We start from the raw sequence: 18,603 nt of genomic DNA on the forward strand, positions 1-18,603 counted from the left end.
CGACCTCGGCGGGTGATGCGGAGGTGTGTATGAAGATCGATTGGCTCAAACCCCTCCTCGGCCACCCGGGACCTTTCGCCACCCTGTGCCTGGACGCCACGCCGTCCGAGCTCGTCGCCGACCGTGACGTCGGCGGACGGTGGAACGCCGTGCGCAAGGAACTCGCACAGCAGAAGACCCCGGTCGCCGTGCTGGACGCTATCGAAGAGGTGGTGCTGCGACCCACGAGGGTCCCGGGACCGCACGGCCGGGTCGTCATCGCCGACGAGACGGGCGTGCTGGTGGACCGCGTGGTGAACAACCCACCGAGCGCCAGCTCCGGCTCCTGGGAGGCGGTACCGGCCCTGCTGCAGGCGGCGCTGGCCGCCGACGAGTCGGTGGAGCTGCTCAAGGTCCTGGTCGACCGGGCGGGCGCGGACTTCCTCCGCGCGGGGCCGGACGCCAAGGTGCACAGCACGTTCCAGGCACCGCACGACGAGATCGAGAAGACCAGCTCCTCGGGGATCAAGCGGGCCCGGATCGAGTCCCGTGCCGAGGACTCCTGGGAGCGCAACGCCCAGGCGGTGGCGGCCGAGATCGAGCGGCACGTCGCGGAGACCGACCCCGAGCTCGTGCTGCTCACGGGCGACAAGCGCGCGGTGTCGCTCACGCGGGCCGCGCTGACGGCGCCGACGGCGGACAAGCTCGTCGAGGTGGCCGGCGGCGGACGCGGCCCCGGTGTGAACGAGACGGCCTTCGCCGAACGCGTCTCCGACGCGCTGGACTCCTACCGGGAGCGGCGCCGGGAGCGGGTCCTGGCGGAGCTGCGGCAGGAGCTCGGCAGGGAGTCGAACGCCGTGACCTCGGTGGACGACGTCGTCGCCGTGCTCGCGCGCGGGCAGGTCAAGGAGCTCGTGCTGGCGGAGGAGTACGGGACGAGCCCCGGGCGGATGAACGGGCGCAAGCTGTGGATCGGGCCCGAGCCGATGCACATCGCGGGCGACCGGTCGGACCTGGAGGCGATGGGGGTGACGGAGCGGCTGGAGGAGCTTCCCGCCACGGTCGCGCTCGTGCGTGCGGCGGTCGGGCAGGACGCCGGCCTCACGTTCGCACCCGAGGGTTCGGTGGAGCTCATGGACGGAGTCGGCGCGACCCTGCGCTGGCGGGACGACGGGACGCCCACGGAGGTGCTCGCGAGCATGTCCGGCGACGACCGCCGCCTGCACTGACCCGTCCACGTGAATTCGATGTGAATTCTCGGCCGGTTGATCGGACAAAAGGCTCTCAGAACGGGCGCCGGACAGGCTGGAATTTCCGATTTACCGCGTATGAGAAATTGTTGCGCCAGAATGTGTCCGTTTTGCCCATACACACGGAAACGCATTATCGGTACGGTCTCGGGCCATGGGGATGATTCATTGTGAGTACGCGCGGCTTGCCGCCGATGACTTCGACAAGGCACGTACAGACCTGACCTGGGCGCTGGAGCACATCGACGAGCTCGCGGGCGAGTGGACGCAGGTGGACCTTCCGGCAAAGGAGGCGAGGTACTTCAGCATCGGCACCGTGTGGGGTCCGCTCCACACGGTGCTGCGGGTGCACGGCGGCATGCCGGTCGACCCGGTGCACGGCGGCGCCGAGCTCGCGTCGACCGGCGGGATCACGCCGGCGCGCTATCTGGGCCCGGAGGACGTGGAGAAGGCTGCCGCGTTCCTCGTCGGCACGTCGTTCGACGCGTTGGCGCCGCTCGCCGCCGATCACGTGTGCGACGAGGATGTCTGCCCGGACCCGGGAGAGCACGCCGCGGAGACCGACCCGGAGCGGCTGGCGGAGGCTTACACCGAGCTCGCCGCCTTCTACGGTGCGGCGGCCGAGGCGGGCGACGCGGTGGTGCTGATGCTCAACTGAGCCTGAGCCTGCCGAGGTTGAACTGCGGCAGCGAGAGAGAACTGGGGGCGGAGCGCTGATCAGCGCTCCGCCCCCAGTTCTCTCTCGCCCCAGCCCTACCTCGGCGGCACGGGGCTGGTCAGCCCTTGTTGCGCGGCGGGGCCTCGCCCAGCTCGCTCGCCGTGACGACGATCCCGCCCTGGACGGCCGGGTCGCCCTGGCCCTCCTCGGCGGCGACCAGGTCGAGCGGGCCGGTCACGCGGCCGGCGGCCTTGACGTCCTCGACCGCGGTCTCGACGGCGGTCAGCGAACCGGCCGGGACGGCCAGCGACGCCGCGACGATCGGCGTACGCATCGACGCCTTGGCCTCGGACTTCACCTTGCGCAGCGCGGCGAGCGCGTGCCCGGCAGCCGCGAGGTCGGCCGGGTCGGCGTCGCCACCGGCCGTGCGCAGCGGCGCAGCGACGGGCCACGGCGCGCGGTGCACCGAACCCTCGCGCCACCAGGACCAGACCTCCTCCGTGGCGAACGGGACATAGGGCGCCAGCAGGCGCAGCATCGTGTCCAGCGCGATGGCCAGGGCGGTCCGGGCCGAGGTGGTCTCCGGGGAGACCTCGTCGGCGTCGGCGCCCGCGCCGTACGCGCGGTCCTTGACGAGCTCGAGGTAGTCGTCGCAGAACGTCCAGAAGAACGTCTCGGTGGCCTCGAGCGCGCGCGTGTGGTCGTAGGCCTCGAGCGCGGCCGTGGCCTGCTCGACCACGCCGGCCAGGCCCGCGAGCATGGACCGGTCCAGGGAAACCGTGACGGCCGCCGGGTCCAGCGCGATCTCGCTGCCCGCGCCACCGCCGAACGACAGCGCGAACTTCGAGGCGTTGAGGACCTTGATCGCCAGGCGGCGACCGATCTTCATCTGGCCCACCTCGAACGCCGCGTCGGTGCCCAGGCGTGCCGAGGCCGCCCAGTACCGCACCGCGTCCGAGCCGTGCTCGACCAGCAGATCCATCGGCGTGACGACGTTGCCCTTGGACTTCGACATCTTCTTGCGGTCCGGGTCCAGGATCCAGCCGCTGATGGTCGCGTTCTTCCACGGCAGCACCTTGTTCTCCAGGTGCGAGCGCACCACCGTGGAGAACAGCCACGTGCGGATGATGTCCTGGCCCTGGGGGCGCAGGTCCATCGGGTACACGCGCTCGAACAGGTCGTTGTCCCGCTCCCAGCCCGACACGATCTGCGGGGTCAGGGACGAGGTGGCCCAGGTGTCCATGACGTCCGCGTCGCCCACGAAGCCGCCGGCCTGGCCGCGCTGCTCCTCCGTGTAGCCGGCGGGCGCCTGCGACGTCGGGTCGACGGGCAGGATGTCCTCGGCCGGGACGAGCGGGTTGGCGTAGTCCACCTCGCCCGACGCGTCGATCGGGTACCAGAGCGGGATCGCGACGCCGAAGAAGCGCTGCCGGCTGACGAGCCAGTCGCCGTTCAGGCCGTTGACCCAGTTCTGATAGCGCACCCGCATGAAGTCGGGGTGGAAGTCGAGCTCCTTGCCGCGGGCCAGCAGCTCCTCGCGGAGCTCCTGGTCGCGACCGCCGTTCCGGATGTACCACTGGCGCGAGGTCACGATCTCGAGGGGCTTGTCGCCCTTCTCGAAGAAGTTCGCCTTGCGCTGCGTGGCGACCGGCTCGGCGGGCATGTCGCCCGATGCGGTCAGCGCGTCGACGATCGCCTTGCGGGCGCTGAAGGTCGTCTTGCCGGCCACCTCGGCCTCGAACAGCTCGGCGCCCGGGCCGCCCGCGAGCCACTGCGGCACCTCGCGGGTGATGCGGCCGTCGCGGTTGATGATCGAGCGGGTCGGGAGCTGCAGCTCGCGCCACCACTGCACGTCGGTGAGGTCGCCGAAGGTGCAGCACATCGCGATGCCGGCGCCCTTGTCGGGCTCCGCAAGGTGGTGCGCCAGCACGGGGACCTCGACGCCGAACAGCGGGGAGGTCACCGTGGTGCCGAACAGGTGCTGGTAGCGCTCGTCGTCCGGGTGCGCGATCAGCGCGACCACCGCGGGGATCAGCTCCGGGCGGGTGGTCTCGATGTAGACCGGCTCGCCGTTCGCCTGGTGGAACGCCACCTTGTGGAAGTGGCCCGGGTAGTCGCGGGCCTCCAGCTCGGCCTGGGCCACCGCGGTCTGGAACGTGACGTCCCACAGACCCGGCGCCTCGGCCTGGTAGGCCTCGCCACGCTGGAAGTTGCGCACGAAGGCACGCTGCGCCGTGGCGCGCGAGGAGTCGCCGATGGTCTGGTAGGTCTGCGCCCAGTCCACCGAGATGCCCAGGCGGCGCCAGAGCTCCTCGAACTGCTTCTCGTCCTCGGCCGTCAGGCGCTCGCACAGCTCGACGAAGTTGCGCCGGCTGACCGGCACCTGGTCGGCGGCCTTGACGTTCTTGTCGGTGCCCTCGAACGGCGGTGTGAAGTCGGGGTCGTAGGGCAGCGACAGGTCCACGCGCACGCCGTAGTAGTTCTGCACGCGGCGCTCGGTGGGCAGGCCGTTGTCGTCCCAGCCCATGGGGTAGAAGACCTCGAGGCCGCGCATGCGCTTGTAGCGCGCCACGATGTCTGTGTGCGTGTAGCTGAACACGTGCCCCACGTGCAGGGAGCCCGACGCCGTGGGCGGCGGGGTGTCGATCGAGTAGATCTCGGCACGGGTCTTGCTGCGGTCGAAGGCGAAGGTCTGCTCGGCGGTCCAGCGCTCGTCGAACTTGGTCTCCAGACCGTCCGTGCTGACCTTGTCCGGTACCTCCTTGACCACCGCGCGTACGACCTCGGCGCCCGGTACCGCGGCGGCGGCAGGAGTCGGTGTCGTGTCAGGTGCGGGTGTGGTCGCAGCCGGGTCCGTCGGCCCGGTGGAGGCGGGAATGCTCATGCGCACCAGTGTCCCAGATTCGAGCAAGCCGAAGCGCACGTTTTCCACAGGTCGCGACGGTGGTGCGCGCGGGGTGCGCGGCCGAGACGTGCGCCACAGATTGTTCGAGATGGTCGATAGGTGCCAGAGGCATGGGCTATGGTTCTGCTCGGCCCGAACAGGGCACACCGGTCAGGGCGGTCATGCCCTGGCCGTCGGCCGCAGCCCAGGAGACGAATCGTGCGCATGTCGTGTTGTCGGTGCTCGCAGCACCGCCTTCCCGCCATGTCTCGTCGTCCCTAGGAGTCCCATGTCGCTCGACCGCTCCGCCGAGCCGGTCGCCCCGACCGCGACGACCGCCGTCGCCGGCCGCGTGCCGCTGTGGCGCCGGCTGGCCCGCGACCGGTTCGCGCTCGTGGGCGCCGTCGTGGTCGTGGCCTACGCGCTCGTGGCCCTGGCCGCGCCCTTGATCACCCGGGCGCTCGGCGTGGATCCCTACACCTACGACCTGGACGCGCTCGGCCCGAGCGGGGCCCCTGCCGGGCCGCTGGGCGGTGTCAGCGCCGAGCACTGGTTCGGCGTCGAGCCGCTCACGGGCCGGGACCTGTTCGCGATCGTGGTGATGGGCTCGCGCACCTCGCTGCTGGTCGGGATCGGTGCGACGGTCGTGTCCATGCTGGTCGGGACCGTGCTCGGCCTGGTCGCGGGCTACTTCGGCGGCTGGGTGGACTGGGTCGTCGCGCGCCTGATCGACGTGCTGATCGGGCTGCCCGCGCTGGTCTTCATGATCGCCGTCGGCGCCGTCGCGCCCGACTGGTTCCCGCGGCTGCTGCTCCTGGTGCTGGTGATCGGCCTGTTCGGCTGGTCGTCCATCGCACGGGTCGTGCGTGGCCAGACCATGGCGCTGCGCGCCTCCGGGTTCGTGCGGGCGTCCCGCGCGCTCGGCGCCTCGCACGCCCACGTGCTGTTCCGCCAGGTGCTGCCCAACCTCGCCTCCACCGTGGTGGTGTTCACGACCATCTCGATCCCGGGCGCCATCGGCGCCGAGGCAGCGTTGTCGTTCCTGGGCGTCGGCGTGCCGCCGCCCACCCCGTCCTGGGGTCGGTCGATCGGCGACGCCGTGACCTGGTTCGCCGTCGATCCCGTGTACCTGTTGTTCCCCGGGCTCGCGCTGTTCGGCGTCACGCTCGCGTTCAACGCGTTCGGCGACGGCCTGCGCGACGCGCTCGACCCGCGCGGGGGTTCCCCCAGGCGCCGACGGCGCGGAGGTGCGCGATGACGCTCGTCCGGTTCCTCGGCGTCCGCCTCGCGACGCTCGCGTTCGTGCTGCTCACCGTCTCGTTCCTCACCTACGCGCTGTTCGTGCTGCTGCCCGCCGACCCGGCCGCGCTCGCGTGCGGCAAGCCGTGCACGCCCGAGCGGCTGGAGACGGCGCGCGCCTTCATGGGCCTCGACGCGCCCGTGGTCCAGCAGTGGTGGGACTTCGTGCGGGGCGTGTTCACGGGCCGCACCTTCGGCTCGGCGGGCGCGACCATCGACTGCCCGCGGCCGTGCCTCGGCTACTCCTTCGCGCGGAACACGCCGGTCACCGAGCTTGTCGTGGGGCGCTTCGGCGTCACGGCCTCCCTCGCGGTGGGCGCCGCGGTGCTGTGGCTCGTGGTCGGCGTCGGGGCGGGCGCCGTGGCCGCCGTACGCCGCGGTACCCCGCTGGACCGCGGCCTCATGGTGGCGGCCATCACGGGCGTCTCCGCGCCGAGCTACCTCGTGGGCCTGCTCGGGATCCTGCTGTTCGGCTTCACGCTCGACATGGTGCCGGTGTCCGGCTACGTGCCGTTCGCCCAGAGCCCCGTGGACTGGGCGTGGCACCTGGCGCTGCCGTGGGCCGTGCTCGCGCTGCTGTCCGCGGCGGTCTACGCGAGGCTGACCCGCTCGCAGATGCTGGAGGAGCTCGGCGCGCCGTACGTCCGCACGGCGCGCGCCAAGGGGCTGACGGAGGGCCGGGTCGTGACCCGGCACGCGCTGCGCAACGCGGCGATCCCCGTGGTCACGCTCTTCGCGCTCGACCTCGGCGCCCTGCTCGGCGGCGCCGTCATCACCGAGCGGGTGTTCTCGATGCCCGGGCTCGGCGCGCTGCTCATGGAGGCGGTCGGCAGCACCGACGTGCCGCTGCTCGTGGGCGTCACGGTCTTCACCGCGGCCATCGTGGTGGTCGCGAACCTGGCGGTCGACGTCGTCCACGGCGTGCTCGACCCGCGGGTGCGACGCGGAGGGAGAACCCGATGACCAGGCGATGTCGTCGGTGACCCCCGACCCCGCACACCCGCGGCCCGAGCCGCACCAGACGCGTTCCACCCCAGAGACGAGAAGGACCAGATGACCCACGCACCGCGCACCTCGCGCAGGCCTGCCCGCCGGACGGCGATCGCCGGCATCGCCGTCGCCACGACGCTCGCGCTGACGGCGTGCAACGCCAACTCGCAGCCCGCCGCGACCTCGAGCGACCCGGCCACCGCCGTCCAGCAGGGCGGTGAGCTGCACATCCTGACCAGCGCCCCCGCCATCAACTGGGACCCGGCCACCAGCCAGAACCTCGCGATCACCACGCTCGGCCTGGTCGAGCGCCGCCTGACCTCGTGGCAGACCAACCCCGACGGCACCACCGAGGTGGTCCCCGACCTCGCGACCGACACCGGCACGCCGTCGGACGACGGGGCGAGCTGGACCTTCACGCTGAAGGACGGCCTCACGTTCGAGGACGGCACGCCCATCACCTCGGCGGACGTCAAGTACTCGGTGGAGCGCTCGTTCGCCCCGGAGCTGTCGGGCGGCCTGAGCTACCACAAGAACCTGCTGGAGGGGGCCGACGAGTACACCGGGCCGTTCCAGGGCGACGAGCTCGACTCGATCGAGACGCCGGACGACAAGACCATCGTGTTCCACCTGGACAGCGCGTACGGCGACTGGCCGTGGATCGTCTCGATGCCGGCGTTCGGCGCCGTGCCCGAGGCGAAGGACGACATCGAGACCTACACGACCACGCCGGTCGCGACCGGGCCGTACCGGGTCGCGGACACGGTCGAGGGCACCTCGGTGACCCTGGAGCGCAACCCCGAGTGGGACGCCGCCACGGACGAGGCCCGCACCGCCGGCCCGGACACGGTCGTGTTCGAGCTGAGCCAGGACGAGACGGTCGTGGCCCAGCGGCTCATCGCCGACTCGGGCGCGGACGCCTCGGCGTTCGGCGCCACGTTCGTGCCCCCGGCGCAGCTCGCGCAGGTGCAGCAGGGTCCGGCCAAGGACCGGCTGGTCACCTCGGGTCCGGGGGCGCTCGCGTACCTCGCGATCAACACGGAGGCCGACGGCCTGGACGACCTCGACGTCCGTCAGGCGATCAGCCTGGCCGTGGACAAGAACGCGTACCGCGTCGCCTCCGGCGGCGAGATCGCGGGCGACTTCGCCACCACGCTCGTCACGCCCGGAATCCCGGGCCGGGAGGAGTACTCGAACGGCGTGAACGACGTGGCCCCGGAGGGCGACGTCGAGCAGGCCGAGAAGCTGCTGGACGACGCCGGCTGGTCCGGTCGCGAGCTGCGGTTCGTGGTGACCGACGACGCCCCTACGCTCGCCAAGGCGCAGGCGATCCAGCAGGGCCTGGAGCGAGCGGGACTGAAGGTCAAGATCGTGCCGCAGGCAGACGACGTGTGGACCGAGACGGTCACGCAGGGCGACGGCTCGAAGTACGACCTCACGCTGTCGTCGTGGCAGCCGGACTTCCCGAGTGCGAACGGCAACATCCAGCCGCTGTTCGACTCCTCGCAGGTGGGCGACGGCGGGTACAACCTGGCCCGCTACTCCAACCCCGAGGCGGACGACCTGATCGAGCGCGCGACCGAGGAGACCGACCTGGATGCCGCCGCGAAGCTGTGGGTCGAGGCCGACCAGCTCATCCTGGGCGACGCCCCGGTGGTCCCGCTGATCTACACGAAGAACTCGTTCCTGCACGGTTCGAAGGTCGAGAACTTCCGGATCCCGGACTTCCCGGCCTACCCGAACTACATGCAGGTCTCGCTGGCTCCGTGAGCAGCACTCCGATGACCGACGGGCAGCCCCTCCTGCGGGTGGAGGGGCTGTCCGTCGTGTTCGACGACGCAGCGGTGCCCGCCGTCGACGGCGTGTCCTGGGCGCTGCGGCCCGGCCGGGTGACGGCGCTGGTCGGCGAGTCCGGCTCGGGCAAGACGGTGTCCGCGATGGCGGTGCTCGGACTGCTGCCTGAGGCTGCCGTGGTGGACGGGTCGATCAGGCTCGGTTCTGGTGGTGCCGATGCCAGGTCCGGTGCCGCTGCAGCTGGTACGGAGCTGGTCGGTGCGCCGGCCGAGGCGTTCCGCGAGGTGCGGGGCGCGGTGCTCTCGCTCGTCTCGCAGGAGCCGATGAGTGCCTGGAACCCCGTGCTGACCGTCGGCGACCAGATCGCCGAGGCGCTGCGGGCGCACCGGCACGGGCCCGACCGGCCGAACCGGCGCGAGGCGCACACGCGGGTGCTCGAGCTGCTGCTCGAGGCGGGCCTGCGCGACCCGGAGCGGGTCGCGGCGTCCTACCCGCACCAGCTCTCCGGCGGCCAGCTCCAGCGTGCGCTCGTCGCGATGGGGCTCTCCCAGGACCCGGTGGCGATCATCGCCGACGAGCCGACGACGGCGCTGGACGTCACCGTCCAGGCCGGGATCCTCGACCTGCTGCGCGGGCTGCGCGACGAGCGCGGCACGGCCGTGCTGCTCATCACGCACGACATGGGCGTGGTGGCCGACCTCGCGGACGACGTGGTGGTGATGCGCGACGGGCGGATCGTCGAGGCGGCTCTGGTGCGCGAGCTGTTCGCGGCGCCGCGCGAGGAGTACACACGCACGCTGCTCGCGGCGGTGCCGCGGCTGGGGGAGCGGGGCTTGCCGGTCGAGCGCACCCCGCTGGTCGAGCCTGTCGAGACCTCCTCCGCCGGGAACCAGGTCTCGACAGGTTCGGCCAGCGGTGTTGGCTCGACCAACGGTGTCGGGGCGAGCGGCGCCGCCGTGCTGCTCGACGACGTCACCGTCGCCTACGGCGGCCGGCACCCTGTGCTCGCTGCCGACGGCGTCACGCTGGAGATCGGGCGCGGTGAGGTGCTGGGCCTGGTGGGGGAGTCGGGCTCGGGCAAGTCGACCCTCGGCCAGGTAGTCGCCGGGCTGCTGCGCCCGACGTCGGGCCGGGCGGTCGTGGACGGCGTCGACCTGGCGCGGGCCTCACGCCGGCAGCGCGCGGAGCGGCGTCGGGCGACGGGTGTGGTGTTCCAGGACCCGGCCTCGACGCTGAACCCGCGCTGGACGGTGGCGCAGTCGGTCGACGAGCCGCTGCGTCTGCACTCCGGGCTGGACCGGCCCGCGCGCGAGGCGCGGGTGCGTGAACTGCTGGAGCTGGTGCGGCTCGGCCCGCAGTACGGGCCGCGGTACCCGCACGAGCTGTCGGGCGGACAGCGGCAGCGGGTGGCGATCGCCCGGGCCGTGGCCCTCGGGCCGCGGGTGCTGGTCGCCGACGAGCCGACCTCGGCGCTCGACGTGTCGGTGCAGGCGCACGTCCTGGACCTGTTCGGCGACCTGCAGGCCGAGCTCGGCTTCGCGTGCCTGTTCGTGTCGCACGACCTCGCGGTCGTCGAGCGCGTGGCCGACCGGGTCGCCGTCATGCGGGAGGGGCGCATCGTCGAGACGGGTGTGACGGCGCGGGTGCTGGGCGCGCCCGAGGACCCGTACACGCGGGCCCTGGTGGCCGCCGCGCCCGTCGCGGACCCGGACGCGCAGGCCGCCCGTCGGGCCGACCGGCAGGCCGTCAGGGTCTGACCGGTCGGTCAGCCGGCGAGGTGGGACCAGCTGGGTTCCAGGTCGCGCCAGCTCCCGACGGCGGTCATGCGTCCGCCGTCGAGCACCACCACCTGGTCGGCGACGGCGAGGGTGGCGGTGCGCGACGTGGTGCCCAGCACCGTGGTGCCCGCCGCCCGCAGGGCGGTCCACACCTGCGCCTCGGTGACGGCGTCGAGCGCCGAGGACACGTCGTCGACGAGCAGGAGGTCCGAGCCCGTGGCCAGCGCCCGGGCCAGGCCGAGTCGCTGCACCTGGCCGCCCGAGAGCCGTAGTCCTCGGTGACCGACCATCGTGCCGGTGCCGCCTGCCTCGGCGACGTCGCGGTCGAGCCCTGCCGAGCGGACGGGACCGTCGACCGGGCGGTCGTGGTCGAGCCGGACGTTGTCGGCCACCGTGCCCGACACGACGTGGGGCACCTGTGCGACGTGCGCGACGCGCGGCGGGCGCAGGAACGTCTCGGGGTCCGTGACCGTCGTGCCGTTCCAGGCGAGCCGCCCGCCGAGGTCCACGAGGCCCGACAGTGCGCCTAGCAGCGACGACTTGCCGGAGCCGACGCGGCCCACCACGAGGACCAGGTCACCGCGTCGCACGGTCAGGTCGACACCGGACACACCGACGGTGCCGTCGTCGTGGGTCGCGCTGAGGCCGTCGAGGTGCAGCTCGCGCAGGCGACCGGGGGCGGCGGGAGCGGCCGGTCCGCCCGGCCCGGCGGGAATCGTGGCCGTCCCCGGCGCGCCGGCACCCGGCCCGGCCGGTGTGGCCGGTGGCGTGGTGGTGCCGGCGAACAGGTCCACGTCGCGGGGCACGTCCGCGAGGCGCTCGGTGCCGGCGTACCGCGCGGAGACCTCGACCCAGCGCCGGGCCGACGCCGCGCTCGTGACCAGCGCGCCCAGGCTGTAGCCGATCCAGCTGAAGGTGCCGATCGAGGTGCTGACCAGGAGCGTCGTGCCCAGGGACCAGGTGCCCGTCAGGTGCAGGGTCCAGGCGAGCACCGTCGCGACCCGGCTCAGGACGGACGGGGCCAGCCCCACCAGGAAGCTGGTCCGCTCCTCGACCAGGGACGCGTGCACGCGGCGTCCGTCGACCCGCGCGACCTGGGCGAGGACGCCGCCGGTGGCCGACGCGAGCTTGACCGTGCGTACCGAGTCGAGGGCGGAGCCGAGCAGCCGGCCCAGCTCCGCTGCGGCGTCGCCGGCCCGCCGTGCCGCAGCGGCAACGGACTGGCTGCCGAGCACCTGCGCCGCGAACATGACCCCCGCCATGGCCAGGCCGATCGCGCCGGCGAGCCAGCTTCCGCTCAGCATCACCAGGACGGCGAGGGTGAGCGGCGCCGTCAGCACCTCGGTCCACGCCTGGGTGTGGCCGGTGAGCCGGTAGTCCTCCTGCGCGCGGGCCGCGATCTCCCCGGGGGCGTCGCGGACGGTGCGTCGCTGCGCCGTCTGCCCGCGCAGCAGGGAGAGGTGCAGCCGCATCCGGGAGTCGACCCACCAGCGGGTGCTCGTCAGTCGGACCGTGATCGGGAGCAGGGTGTTGGCCACGATGGCCGCGAGGATGGCGCCCACGAGCAGCCAGGGCGCCGAGCCCTGCTCCAGGCCGACGACGGCCGACGCCCACAGCCAGCCGACCACCAGCCCGGTAGAGGTCAGGTAGTCGGCCACCTCGAACACGACTGCAGGGACCAGCATGCCGTGCGGCCGGGCGCGCAGCGTGCTCCACACGGCCCGCGCGATCGAGGTGCGCGGACGCGGTGCGGGCTCGGCGGTCGCGGGAGGGCCGGGCGCACGTGCGGCCGCGCCCTGACCATCGGCGTCAGCTCGGCCGGTCACCTGCTGGTCGTCCGTCTGCGGTCCCGGGGCGAGCCCGGCCGCCGCGGCCACAGCCACGGAGGGCGCCGTCCCGGCGGGGCCCGCTTCCGTGAGCCCCGCTGCCGCGACCAGCCGCGCGAAGTGGCCGTCCGCGGCCGCGAGGTGGTCCCAGGCCCCGTGCTCCACGAGCCGGCCGCCGTCCAGCACGGCCACGGTGTCGGCATGGCGTGCGGTGGGCAGCCGGTGCGCCACCACGATCGCCGTCCGCCCTGCCAGGAGGGCCTGCGCGGCCAGGGTGACCCGTTCCGCCGTCGCGGGGTCCATACGGGCGGTGGCCTCGTCGAGCACGACGACCTCGACGTCGCGCACCAGGAGCCGCGCGAAGGCCACGAGCTGCTCCTCGCCCGCGGACAGGGTCACGCCGTCGGACCCCAGGCGCGTCTCGAGGCCGTCGGGCAGCGACGCGACCCAGGCCCGCAGGCCGAGCGCGTCCACCGCCTGCTCCACCCGGGCGGCGGGGACGGGCGCCCACAGCGTGATGTTGTCGGCGAGCGTCGCTGCGAGGATCTCCGTGCGCTGACCCACGACGCCCACGCGCGTGCGCAGCCCGTGCACGTCCAGGCCAGTGATGTCCCGGCTGTCCAGGAACACGCTGCCCGCTGGCGGGTCGACCGCACGGGAGAGCACCTTGGTCAGCGTCGTCTTGCCCGAGCCCGTGCGCCCCACGAGCGCGCACGTGGTGCCCGCCGGGACCGTCAGGGACAGCGGGCCCAGGGCGAAGCCCTCGCCGTAGGAGAAGGTCAGGTCGCGCAGCTCGATCTCGACGCCGCCCGCCCGCACGGGGAACGGCGCGCCGCCCTCGGGCTCCTGCGGTGCGGCCAGCAGGTCGCGCACCCGGTGAAGGGTGCCGATCGCCTCCTCGACCCGGGGCAGCAACCGGCCGAGCACGTCGACCCGGCCGACGAACCCCGTCACGAGCAGCCACAGCGTGACCAGCCGCGCGAGGTCGAGCGCTCCGCCCGTCACCGCCCAGACCCCGCCCACGAGCACCGCGCCCACCAGAGCATCCAGCGGCAGCTCCGTGCGCAGCCGCACGCGCGAGAACGCCACCGACCACTCCTCACGGAGCCGGATCTGGCGCGCAGCCAGCTCGGCGTACCGCCGCAGCACGTACGGCTGCCCCTGCGCGGTGCGCAGGTCGTCCCGGGCCGCCACGGCCTCCTCGAACTGCGCCATGTGCTCCGAGCCGGCCTCGGAGCTGCGCCTGCTCAGGTCACGCAGCGGTCGCGCCGACCGGCGCGCGAACACCAGCACAGCAGCCGCGACCAGCGGGAACGCCAACCACGCCGGCCACCAGACCAGGCCTGCGGCCACCCACCCGACCACGAGGCTGATCCCCGCCTGGCCCAGCGTGATGCCGATCCCGCTGATCGCCCGGGTGAGCCGCTGCGGATCGCCGTTGACCCGGTCCAGGAGCTCGCCCACCGCCTGGTCCTCCAGCGCGGGCAGCGGCTGGCCCAGGGCGGCCGCCGCCAGGTCGGACCTCAGGACCGCCTCCGCGCGGGCCACGCCGCGCTGCACCACCAGCCAGGTCACGGCGTCCAGCGCCACGGCGGCGGCGCTCACCGCCGCGAGCAGGATCAGCGTGTCCCGCGTCGGGTCAGCGGCCATCCGCCCCGTGACCACCGCGGCGTACGACGACGCCCCCGCCGCCAGCAGCGCGGCCGGGACCGCGACGGCGCCGACCCGCAGCGCGCGACGGCGCCACGGGCTGTGGCGCTGATCGCGTGGCAGGCGGAGCCTGCGGCTCGGCCGAGCCGGTACGAGGGGCATGCGACGACTCTGCCACCCGCCACTGACACTCCCCGGTGCCCGCCCGGGGGAGTGTCGGAGACGACGCGTAGCGTGTCTGCCATGACCCCGTACCGCGAGCTCGCGCCGCCCGCCGGCCTGCTGCCGGTGGTCGCCTGCCTGTGGGAGCACGACGTGCCACCGGGGCACGAGCAACGGATCATCCCGGACGGCTGCGTCGACCTCGTGCGGCTCGACGGCGAGCTGGTGATCGTCGGCGCAGACACAGGCCCCGTCGTCTCCCGGCCGAGCGGGGCTCCCCAGCCGTCGCCCACCAGCGGCATCCGGCTCCGGCCCGGCGCCGCAGGCGCCGTCCTGGGCCTGCCCGCGTCGGAGGTCCGGGACCAGCGCGTGCCGCTGGCCGAGATCTGGCCCGACGTGGGCCCGGCGCTCGCCGACGCGCTCGACGCCGCCGGCCCGGCCCACCGCCTGGATCTCCTGGCGCTCGCGGTGCTGCGACGCAAGGCCGAGCGCGACGGCCTGGTCGCGGCGGCCGCTCGCCGGCTCGGTGTCCCGGGGGCGCGCATCTCCGGTGTGGCGCAAGAGCTCGGCGTCAGCGAACGGCACCTGCACCGGCGCACCGTGGACGCCGTCGGCTACGGGCCCAAGATGCTCGGCCGGGTGGCGCGGCTGCGGCGGCTGATCGCGCTGTCCTCCGGCGCGGCCGGGCCGTCCTCCGGCATCCCGGTGCCCCTCGCGGAGCGGGCGACCGCGGCCGGCTACGCGAGCCAGGCGCACATGTCGGACGAGGTACGCCGGCTCACAGGCCTCACGCCCGTCCGATTTCTGGAAGACGCCACCCTGACCGCGGCCTAGCGTCGAGCCCATGAGCACATCGACGAGCATCGACCTCGCAGCGGCCCGGCGGTTCGTGTACGACGACGCCCGCCTGCTGGAACGCCATCGCCTCGCGGCACTGCTCGGCGAGGCGCCGGCCACCCGGGTGCTGGACGCGCTGCGCCCCTACCGGAACGACGACGGCGGCTGGGGCCACGCCCTGGAACCCGACCTGCGCGGCCCCGACAGCCAGGTCTCGGGCGCCCTGTCCGCGCTGGAGGTGCTCGCCGAGCTGGGCACCGCCGCCGACCCCGCCGTTGCGGTGCTGGCCACCGAGACCGCCGACTGGCTGGCCGGCGTCGCGCTGCCCGACGGCCGCGCGCCGCACGTGCTGCCCACCGCCGCCGACTACCCGGCCGCCCCCTGGATGCGGCCCAACGACGACGGGTTCCTCACGTACGCCATCGCCGCCCACCTCTGGGAGCTGGGCCTGGACCACCCCTGGCTCGACGCGGCGACGGCATGGTGCTGGAAGCAGCTCGACGGCGCGCACCGCACGGACGGGTACACGGTCCTGTTCGCGCTCCGCTTCCTGGACGCCGTGCCGGAGCCGGACCGGGCCGCGACCGCCGTCGAGCGCCTGCGACCGGCGCTGGCCGACGACGGGACCATCCCCGTCACGGGCGGCGAGGACGACGAGAAGCTCCGGCCCCTGCTGCTGTCGCCGCGACCCGGCGCGCCCAGCCGTGCGCTGTTCCCCGAGCCGCTGATCGAGGGCGAGCTGGACCGGCTGGAGCGGGAGCAGCTCGACGACGGCGGCTGGGACTTCGACTACCTGCACTGGTCACCGGGCCAGACGGTGGACGCGCGCGGCCTGGCCACGTTCGGTGCGCTCGCGGCGCTCCGGGAGCACGGCCGGCTCTGACGGGTGCGCGACGTAGGCTGTCCCGCGTGGTGACCATCGGCTATGCCGCGATGCTCGAGCAGTTCGCGCCCCGCGAGGCGGTGGAGCTGGCGGCGTTCGCCGAGGCGCACGGGTTCTCCGGCGTCATGGCCGCCGACCACTTCCAGCCCTGGACCCCGCAGCAGGGCCAGGCAGGCTTTGTCTGGAACGCGCTCGCGGCCGCCGCGGAGCACACCACGGGCGACCTGGGCCCCGTCACGGCGCCGACCTTCCGGTGGCACCCCGCCGTGGTGGCCCAGGCCTCGGCGACGCTCGCGGCGATGAATCCCGGCCGGCACTGGCTCGGCGTCGGCTCGGGGGAGGCGCTCAACGAGCACGTGGTGGGCGGCTACTGGCCCGAGGCGCCCGAGCGGATCAACCGGATGTTCGAGGCGGTCGAGATCATCCGCAAGCTCTTCGCCGGGTCCCTCGCCGGCCGGGACGTCAAGCACATGGGCACGTACTTCAAGCTGGAGTCGACCCGGCTGTGGACCATGCCTGACGCCGCACCCGAGATCCTGGTCGCGACGGCGGGTCCGGTCACGGCCCGCCGTGCCGGGCGGACGGCCGACGGGCTGATCACGCAGGCCGCCCCGCTGGACCGCATGGCCTCGTTGCTGACCCGGTTCGCCGACGGCGCCCGTGAGTCGGGCCGCGACCCCGGCCGGATGCCCAAGGCGCTGCAGCTCCACCTGTCCTGGGCCCCGACCCACGAGGCGGCGGTGGCGAACGCCCTGACCGAGTGGCCCGTGGGGGGCATGCGCTTCCCGCGCTCCGACATCCGCTCGCCCCACGACTTCGCGCAGCTCGCCCGGATGGTCCGGCCCGAGGACTTCGACGGGCGGATGCTGATCTCCGCCGACCCGGACGAGCACCGCGCGTCGATCCAGCGGTACGTGGACCTCGGGTTCGACCGGATCTACCTGCACAACGCGGGCCGCAACCAGCGCGAGTGGATCGAGACGTTCGGCCGCGAGGTGCTCCCGAAGCTCGTGCGCTGAGCTGTCAGGGGGCAGCTGCCCAGTACGCGCCGTAGCCGTCCTTGTGGCGCAGCTCGACGGCGGCGAGCGGGCCGACGTCGGGCAGCGTGATCGTGAGCCGCACGGCGGAGGTGTCCGGGAGCTCGCCCTGCGTCCAGAACGTGTCCTGTGCGCCGCCGTCCTCCGCGAGGGCCTCCTTGACGGTCCCGTCCTGCCCGACGGCGTTGAGTCGTAGCCACTGTCGCGGGACGGGGTGGCCCCAGGTGGCCGACCCTGTCTCGTCGCACCTCAGGGCGAGCGTGACCTGCCGGCCCCGCACCTCGGCGACGTCGGCGATCCAGCAGGACTCGGGGCCGAGCCGGTGGGCCGTGCCCTGCGACCAGGGACTGCTCAGGCTTCCGTCGGGGTCGAGGGCTACCGCGGACCCGCCCGCCTCGGTAGGCTCCCCGCTCTCCACGGGGGCCGGCGACCCCGCCGGTGCCGTCTCCTCCGACAGGTCCGGCGCGTCGGTGACCATCGTGTGTCCCGGCCGGCGCACCTCGTCGGAGAGCGAATACCACACTGCGCCCGCCGTCCCGGCCAGCAGGACCGCCGTCACGACTCCCGCGGTCAGTGCGACCCGCTGCCACCTCGGGTGGCGCCGCGCTGCGCCGGGACGGGCGGACGGCAGGAGGCCGGGCGCGGGCGTCGGCGTGGTCGCCAGGACCGACTGGTCGGGCACACCCAGCGAGCGCAGGACCATCGTGAGCGAGGCCCGACGCTCCGGGTCCCTGACCAGGCACGCGTCGAGGAGCGGTCGCAGGTAGGCGGGCGCGTCGTCGTAGGAGGGGTCCTGCGCCGAGACGCGGTAGAGCACGACGGCGGGGTGGTCGCCCTCGTAGAGGTGCCGGCCCGTCGCGGCGTAGTAGGCCAGCGCGCCGAGCGCCCAGACGTCGGCTGCCGCCGTCGCGCGGCTGCCCGCCGCCTGCTCGGGGGCCATGTACATCGGGGTGCCGACCGGTTGCCCGGTCATCGTCACGCGCGTCGCGTCCGTCGTGGCGACCACCCCGAGGTCGATCAGGCGCGGGCCACCGGGGCCGAGGATCACGTTGCCCGGCTTGACGTCGCGGTGCACCAGGTTCGCGCGGTGCACGGCCTGCAAGGCCTCCGCGACGCCGCGGACCACCTCCAGGACGACTGCCTCGGGGAGCGGGCCGTCCGCGGCCAGCGCCTGGGAGAGCGTCGGCCCGGGGACGTACTCGGTCGCGAGCCAGGGGACCTCGGCCTCGGGATCGGCGTCGACCAGGTTGGCGATGTGCCGGCTGCGCACCGTGGCGACGGCGCGCACCTCGCGCCGGAACCGCGCGCGGAACTCGTCGTCGTGCAGCGCCGCGCCGCGGATCAGCTTGATGGCGACCTCGCGGCCGCGTTTCCCGGAACCGAGGTAGACGTCGCCCATGCCGCCGCTGCCGAGCCGGGCCCGGATGCGGAACGGTCCGACGGTGCGCGGCTCGCCGCTCCGGAGCGCCGCGGGTTCGGGCATCGACACGGTCCGCCGGGGCGGATCCTGCAACACGAACGTTCCCCCTGTCGGTCCCGGCCCGCATCCTGCGCCAACCGGACATATTCGGCGTAC

At 73.7% G+C, this 18,603-nt stretch carries 12 protein-coding genes; 9 read left to right on the plus strand and 3 right to left on the minus strand.

Going from position 1 to position 18,603, the window contains the following annotated elements; translation table 11 throughout:
- The first annotated feature begins 29 nt into the window (after positions 1-29).
- Together ACH47X_RS01770 and ACH47X_RS01775 are read left to right on the plus strand one after the other, a co-directional pair.
- The gene (locus ACH47X_RS01770) at positions 30-1,208 is read left to right on the plus strand and encodes a baeRF2 domain-containing protein (protein ID WP_397400826.1); all 1,179 of its coding nucleotides are present in this window, start codon (positions 30-32) and stop codon (positions 1,206-1,208) included.
- A 175-nt stretch (positions 1,209-1,383) separates the two neighbouring features.
- A complete protein-coding gene (locus ACH47X_RS01775) occupies positions 1,384-1,887 on the plus strand; it encodes a DUF1877 family protein (protein ID WP_397400828.1) in 504 nt (167 codons plus the stop codon).
- Between the two features lie 118 nt (positions 1,888-2,005).
- On the opposite strand, the gene valS is transcribed toward ACH47X_RS01775, so the two are convergent.
- A complete protein-coding gene (gene valS / locus ACH47X_RS01780) occupies positions 2,006-4,771 on the minus strand; it encodes a valine--tRNA ligase (protein WP_397400830.1) in 2,766 nt (921 codons plus the stop codon).
- A gap of 289 nt (positions 4,772-5,060) precedes the next feature.
- On the opposite strand from valS, the gene ACH47X_RS01785 reads away from it, so the two are divergent.
- The 4 genes from ACH47X_RS01785 (at position 5,061) to ACH47X_RS01800 (ending at position 10,611) form a co-directional block, all read left to right on the plus strand.
- The gene (locus ACH47X_RS01785) at positions 5,061-6,029 is read left to right on the plus strand and encodes an ABC transporter permease (RefSeq protein WP_397400832.1); all 969 of its coding nucleotides are present in this window, start codon (positions 5,061-5,063) and stop codon (positions 6,027-6,029) included.
- Positions 6,026-7,033, plus strand: a complete 1,008-nt coding sequence (locus tag ACH47X_RS01790; RefSeq protein ID WP_397400834.1) for an ABC transporter permease — start codon at positions 6,026-6,028, stop codon at positions 7,031-7,033. The genes ACH47X_RS01785 and ACH47X_RS01790 overlap by 4 nt, the downstream gene beginning before the upstream one ends.
- A gap of 90 nt (positions 7,034-7,123) precedes the next feature.
- On the plus strand, positions 7,124-8,830 hold the full coding sequence (locus ACH47X_RS01795) for an ABC transporter substrate-binding protein (protein ID WP_397400836.1): 1,707 nt from the start codon (positions 7,124-7,126) through the stop codon (positions 8,828-8,830).
- Complete coding sequence (locus ACH47X_RS01800; protein WP_449582142.1) at positions 8,827-10,611, plus strand: dipeptide ABC transporter ATP-binding protein; 1,785 nt, start codon at positions 8,827-8,829, stop codon at positions 10,609-10,611. Before ACH47X_RS01795 ends, ACH47X_RS01800 begins: the two co-directional genes overlap by 4 nt.
- Before the next feature lie 8 nt (positions 10,612-10,619).
- On the opposite strand, the gene ACH47X_RS01805 is transcribed toward ACH47X_RS01800, so the two are convergent.
- Complete coding sequence (locus ACH47X_RS01805) at positions 10,620-14,270, minus strand: ATP-binding cassette domain-containing protein (protein WP_397400838.1); 3,651 nt, start codon at positions 14,268-14,270, stop codon at positions 10,620-10,622.
- Between the two features lie 81 nt (positions 14,271-14,351).
- On the opposite strand from ACH47X_RS01805, the gene ACH47X_RS01810 reads away from it, so the two are divergent.
- Genes ACH47X_RS01810 through ACH47X_RS01820 form a run of 3 tightly spaced genes read left to right on the plus strand, consistent with a single transcriptional unit; the run spans position 14,352 to position 17,009 of the window.
- Positions 14,352-15,104 (plus strand): AraC family transcriptional regulator, encoded by a 753-nt coding sequence (locus ACH47X_RS01810; protein WP_397400840.1) that lies wholly within the window; start codon positions 14,352-14,354, stop codon positions 15,102-15,104.
- A gap of 10 nt (positions 15,105-15,114) precedes the next feature.
- On the plus strand, positions 15,115-15,990 hold the full coding sequence (locus ACH47X_RS01815) for a hypothetical protein (protein ID WP_397400842.1): 876 nt from the start codon (positions 15,115-15,117) through the stop codon (positions 15,988-15,990).
- A 26-nt stretch (positions 15,991-16,016) separates the two neighbouring features.
- Positions 16,017-17,009, plus strand: coding sequence for a TIGR03557 family F420-dependent LLM class oxidoreductase (locus tag ACH47X_RS01820; RefSeq protein ID WP_397400844.1), 993 nt, complete (start codon positions 16,017-16,019; stop codon positions 17,007-17,009).
- A gap of 4 nt (positions 17,010-17,013) precedes the next feature.
- Here ACH47X_RS01820 and ACH47X_RS01825 read toward each other — a convergent pair whose 3' ends face one another.
- Positions 17,014-18,510: a serine/threonine-protein kinase gene (locus tag ACH47X_RS01825; RefSeq protein ID WP_397400846.1), complete on the minus strand. Its 1,497-nt coding sequence runs from the start codon at positions 18,508-18,510 to the stop codon at positions 17,014-17,016.
- Positions 18,511-18,603 lie beyond the last annotated feature (93 nt).

This window comes from Promicromonospora kroppenstedtii (genome assembly GCF_044389675.1).
Lineage (GTDB): Bacteria > Actinomycetota > Actinomycetes > Actinomycetales > Cellulomonadaceae > Promicromonospora > Promicromonospora kroppenstedtii.

Excerpts from the sequence above, each read along its gene's own strand:
- ACH47X_RS01770 (WP_397400826.1), top strand. The coding sequence starts at position 30 with ATGAAGATCGATTGGCTCAAACCCCTCCTCGGCCACCCGGGACCTTTC.
- ACH47X_RS01785 (WP_397400832.1), top strand. The coding sequence starts at position 5,061 with ATGTCGCTCGACCGCTCCGCCGAGCCGGTCGCCCCGACCGCGACGACC.
- ACH47X_RS01825 (WP_397400846.1), bottom strand. The coding sequence starts at position 18,510 with ATGCCCGAACCCGCGGCGCTCCGGAGCGGCGAGCCGCGCACCGTCGGA.
- ACH47X_RS01805 (WP_397400838.1), bottom strand. The coding sequence starts at position 14,270 with ATGCCCCTCGTACCGGCTCGGCCGAGCCGCAGGCTCCGCCTGCCACGC.
- ACH47X_RS01790 (WP_397400834.1), top strand. The coding sequence starts at position 6,026 with ATGACGCTCGTCCGGTTCCTCGGCGTCCGCCTCGCGACGCTCGCGTTC.
- ACH47X_RS01795 (WP_397400836.1), top strand. The coding sequence starts at position 7,124 with ATGACCCACGCACCGCGCACCTCGCGCAGGCCTGCCCGCCGGACGGCG.
- ACH47X_RS01815 (WP_397400842.1), top strand. The coding sequence starts at position 15,115 with ATGAGCACATCGACGAGCATCGACCTCGCAGCGGCCCGGCGGTTCGTG.
- valS (WP_397400830.1), bottom strand. The coding sequence starts at position 4,771 with ATGAGCATTCCCGCCTCCACCGGGCCGACGGACCCGGCTGCGACCACA.
- ACH47X_RS01775 (WP_397400828.1), top strand. The coding sequence starts at position 1,384 with ATGGGGATGATTCATTGTGAGTACGCGCGGCTTGCCGCCGATGACTTC.
- ACH47X_RS01810 (WP_397400840.1), top strand. The coding sequence starts at position 14,352 with ATGACCCCGTACCGCGAGCTCGCGCCGCCCGCCGGCCTGCTGCCGGTG.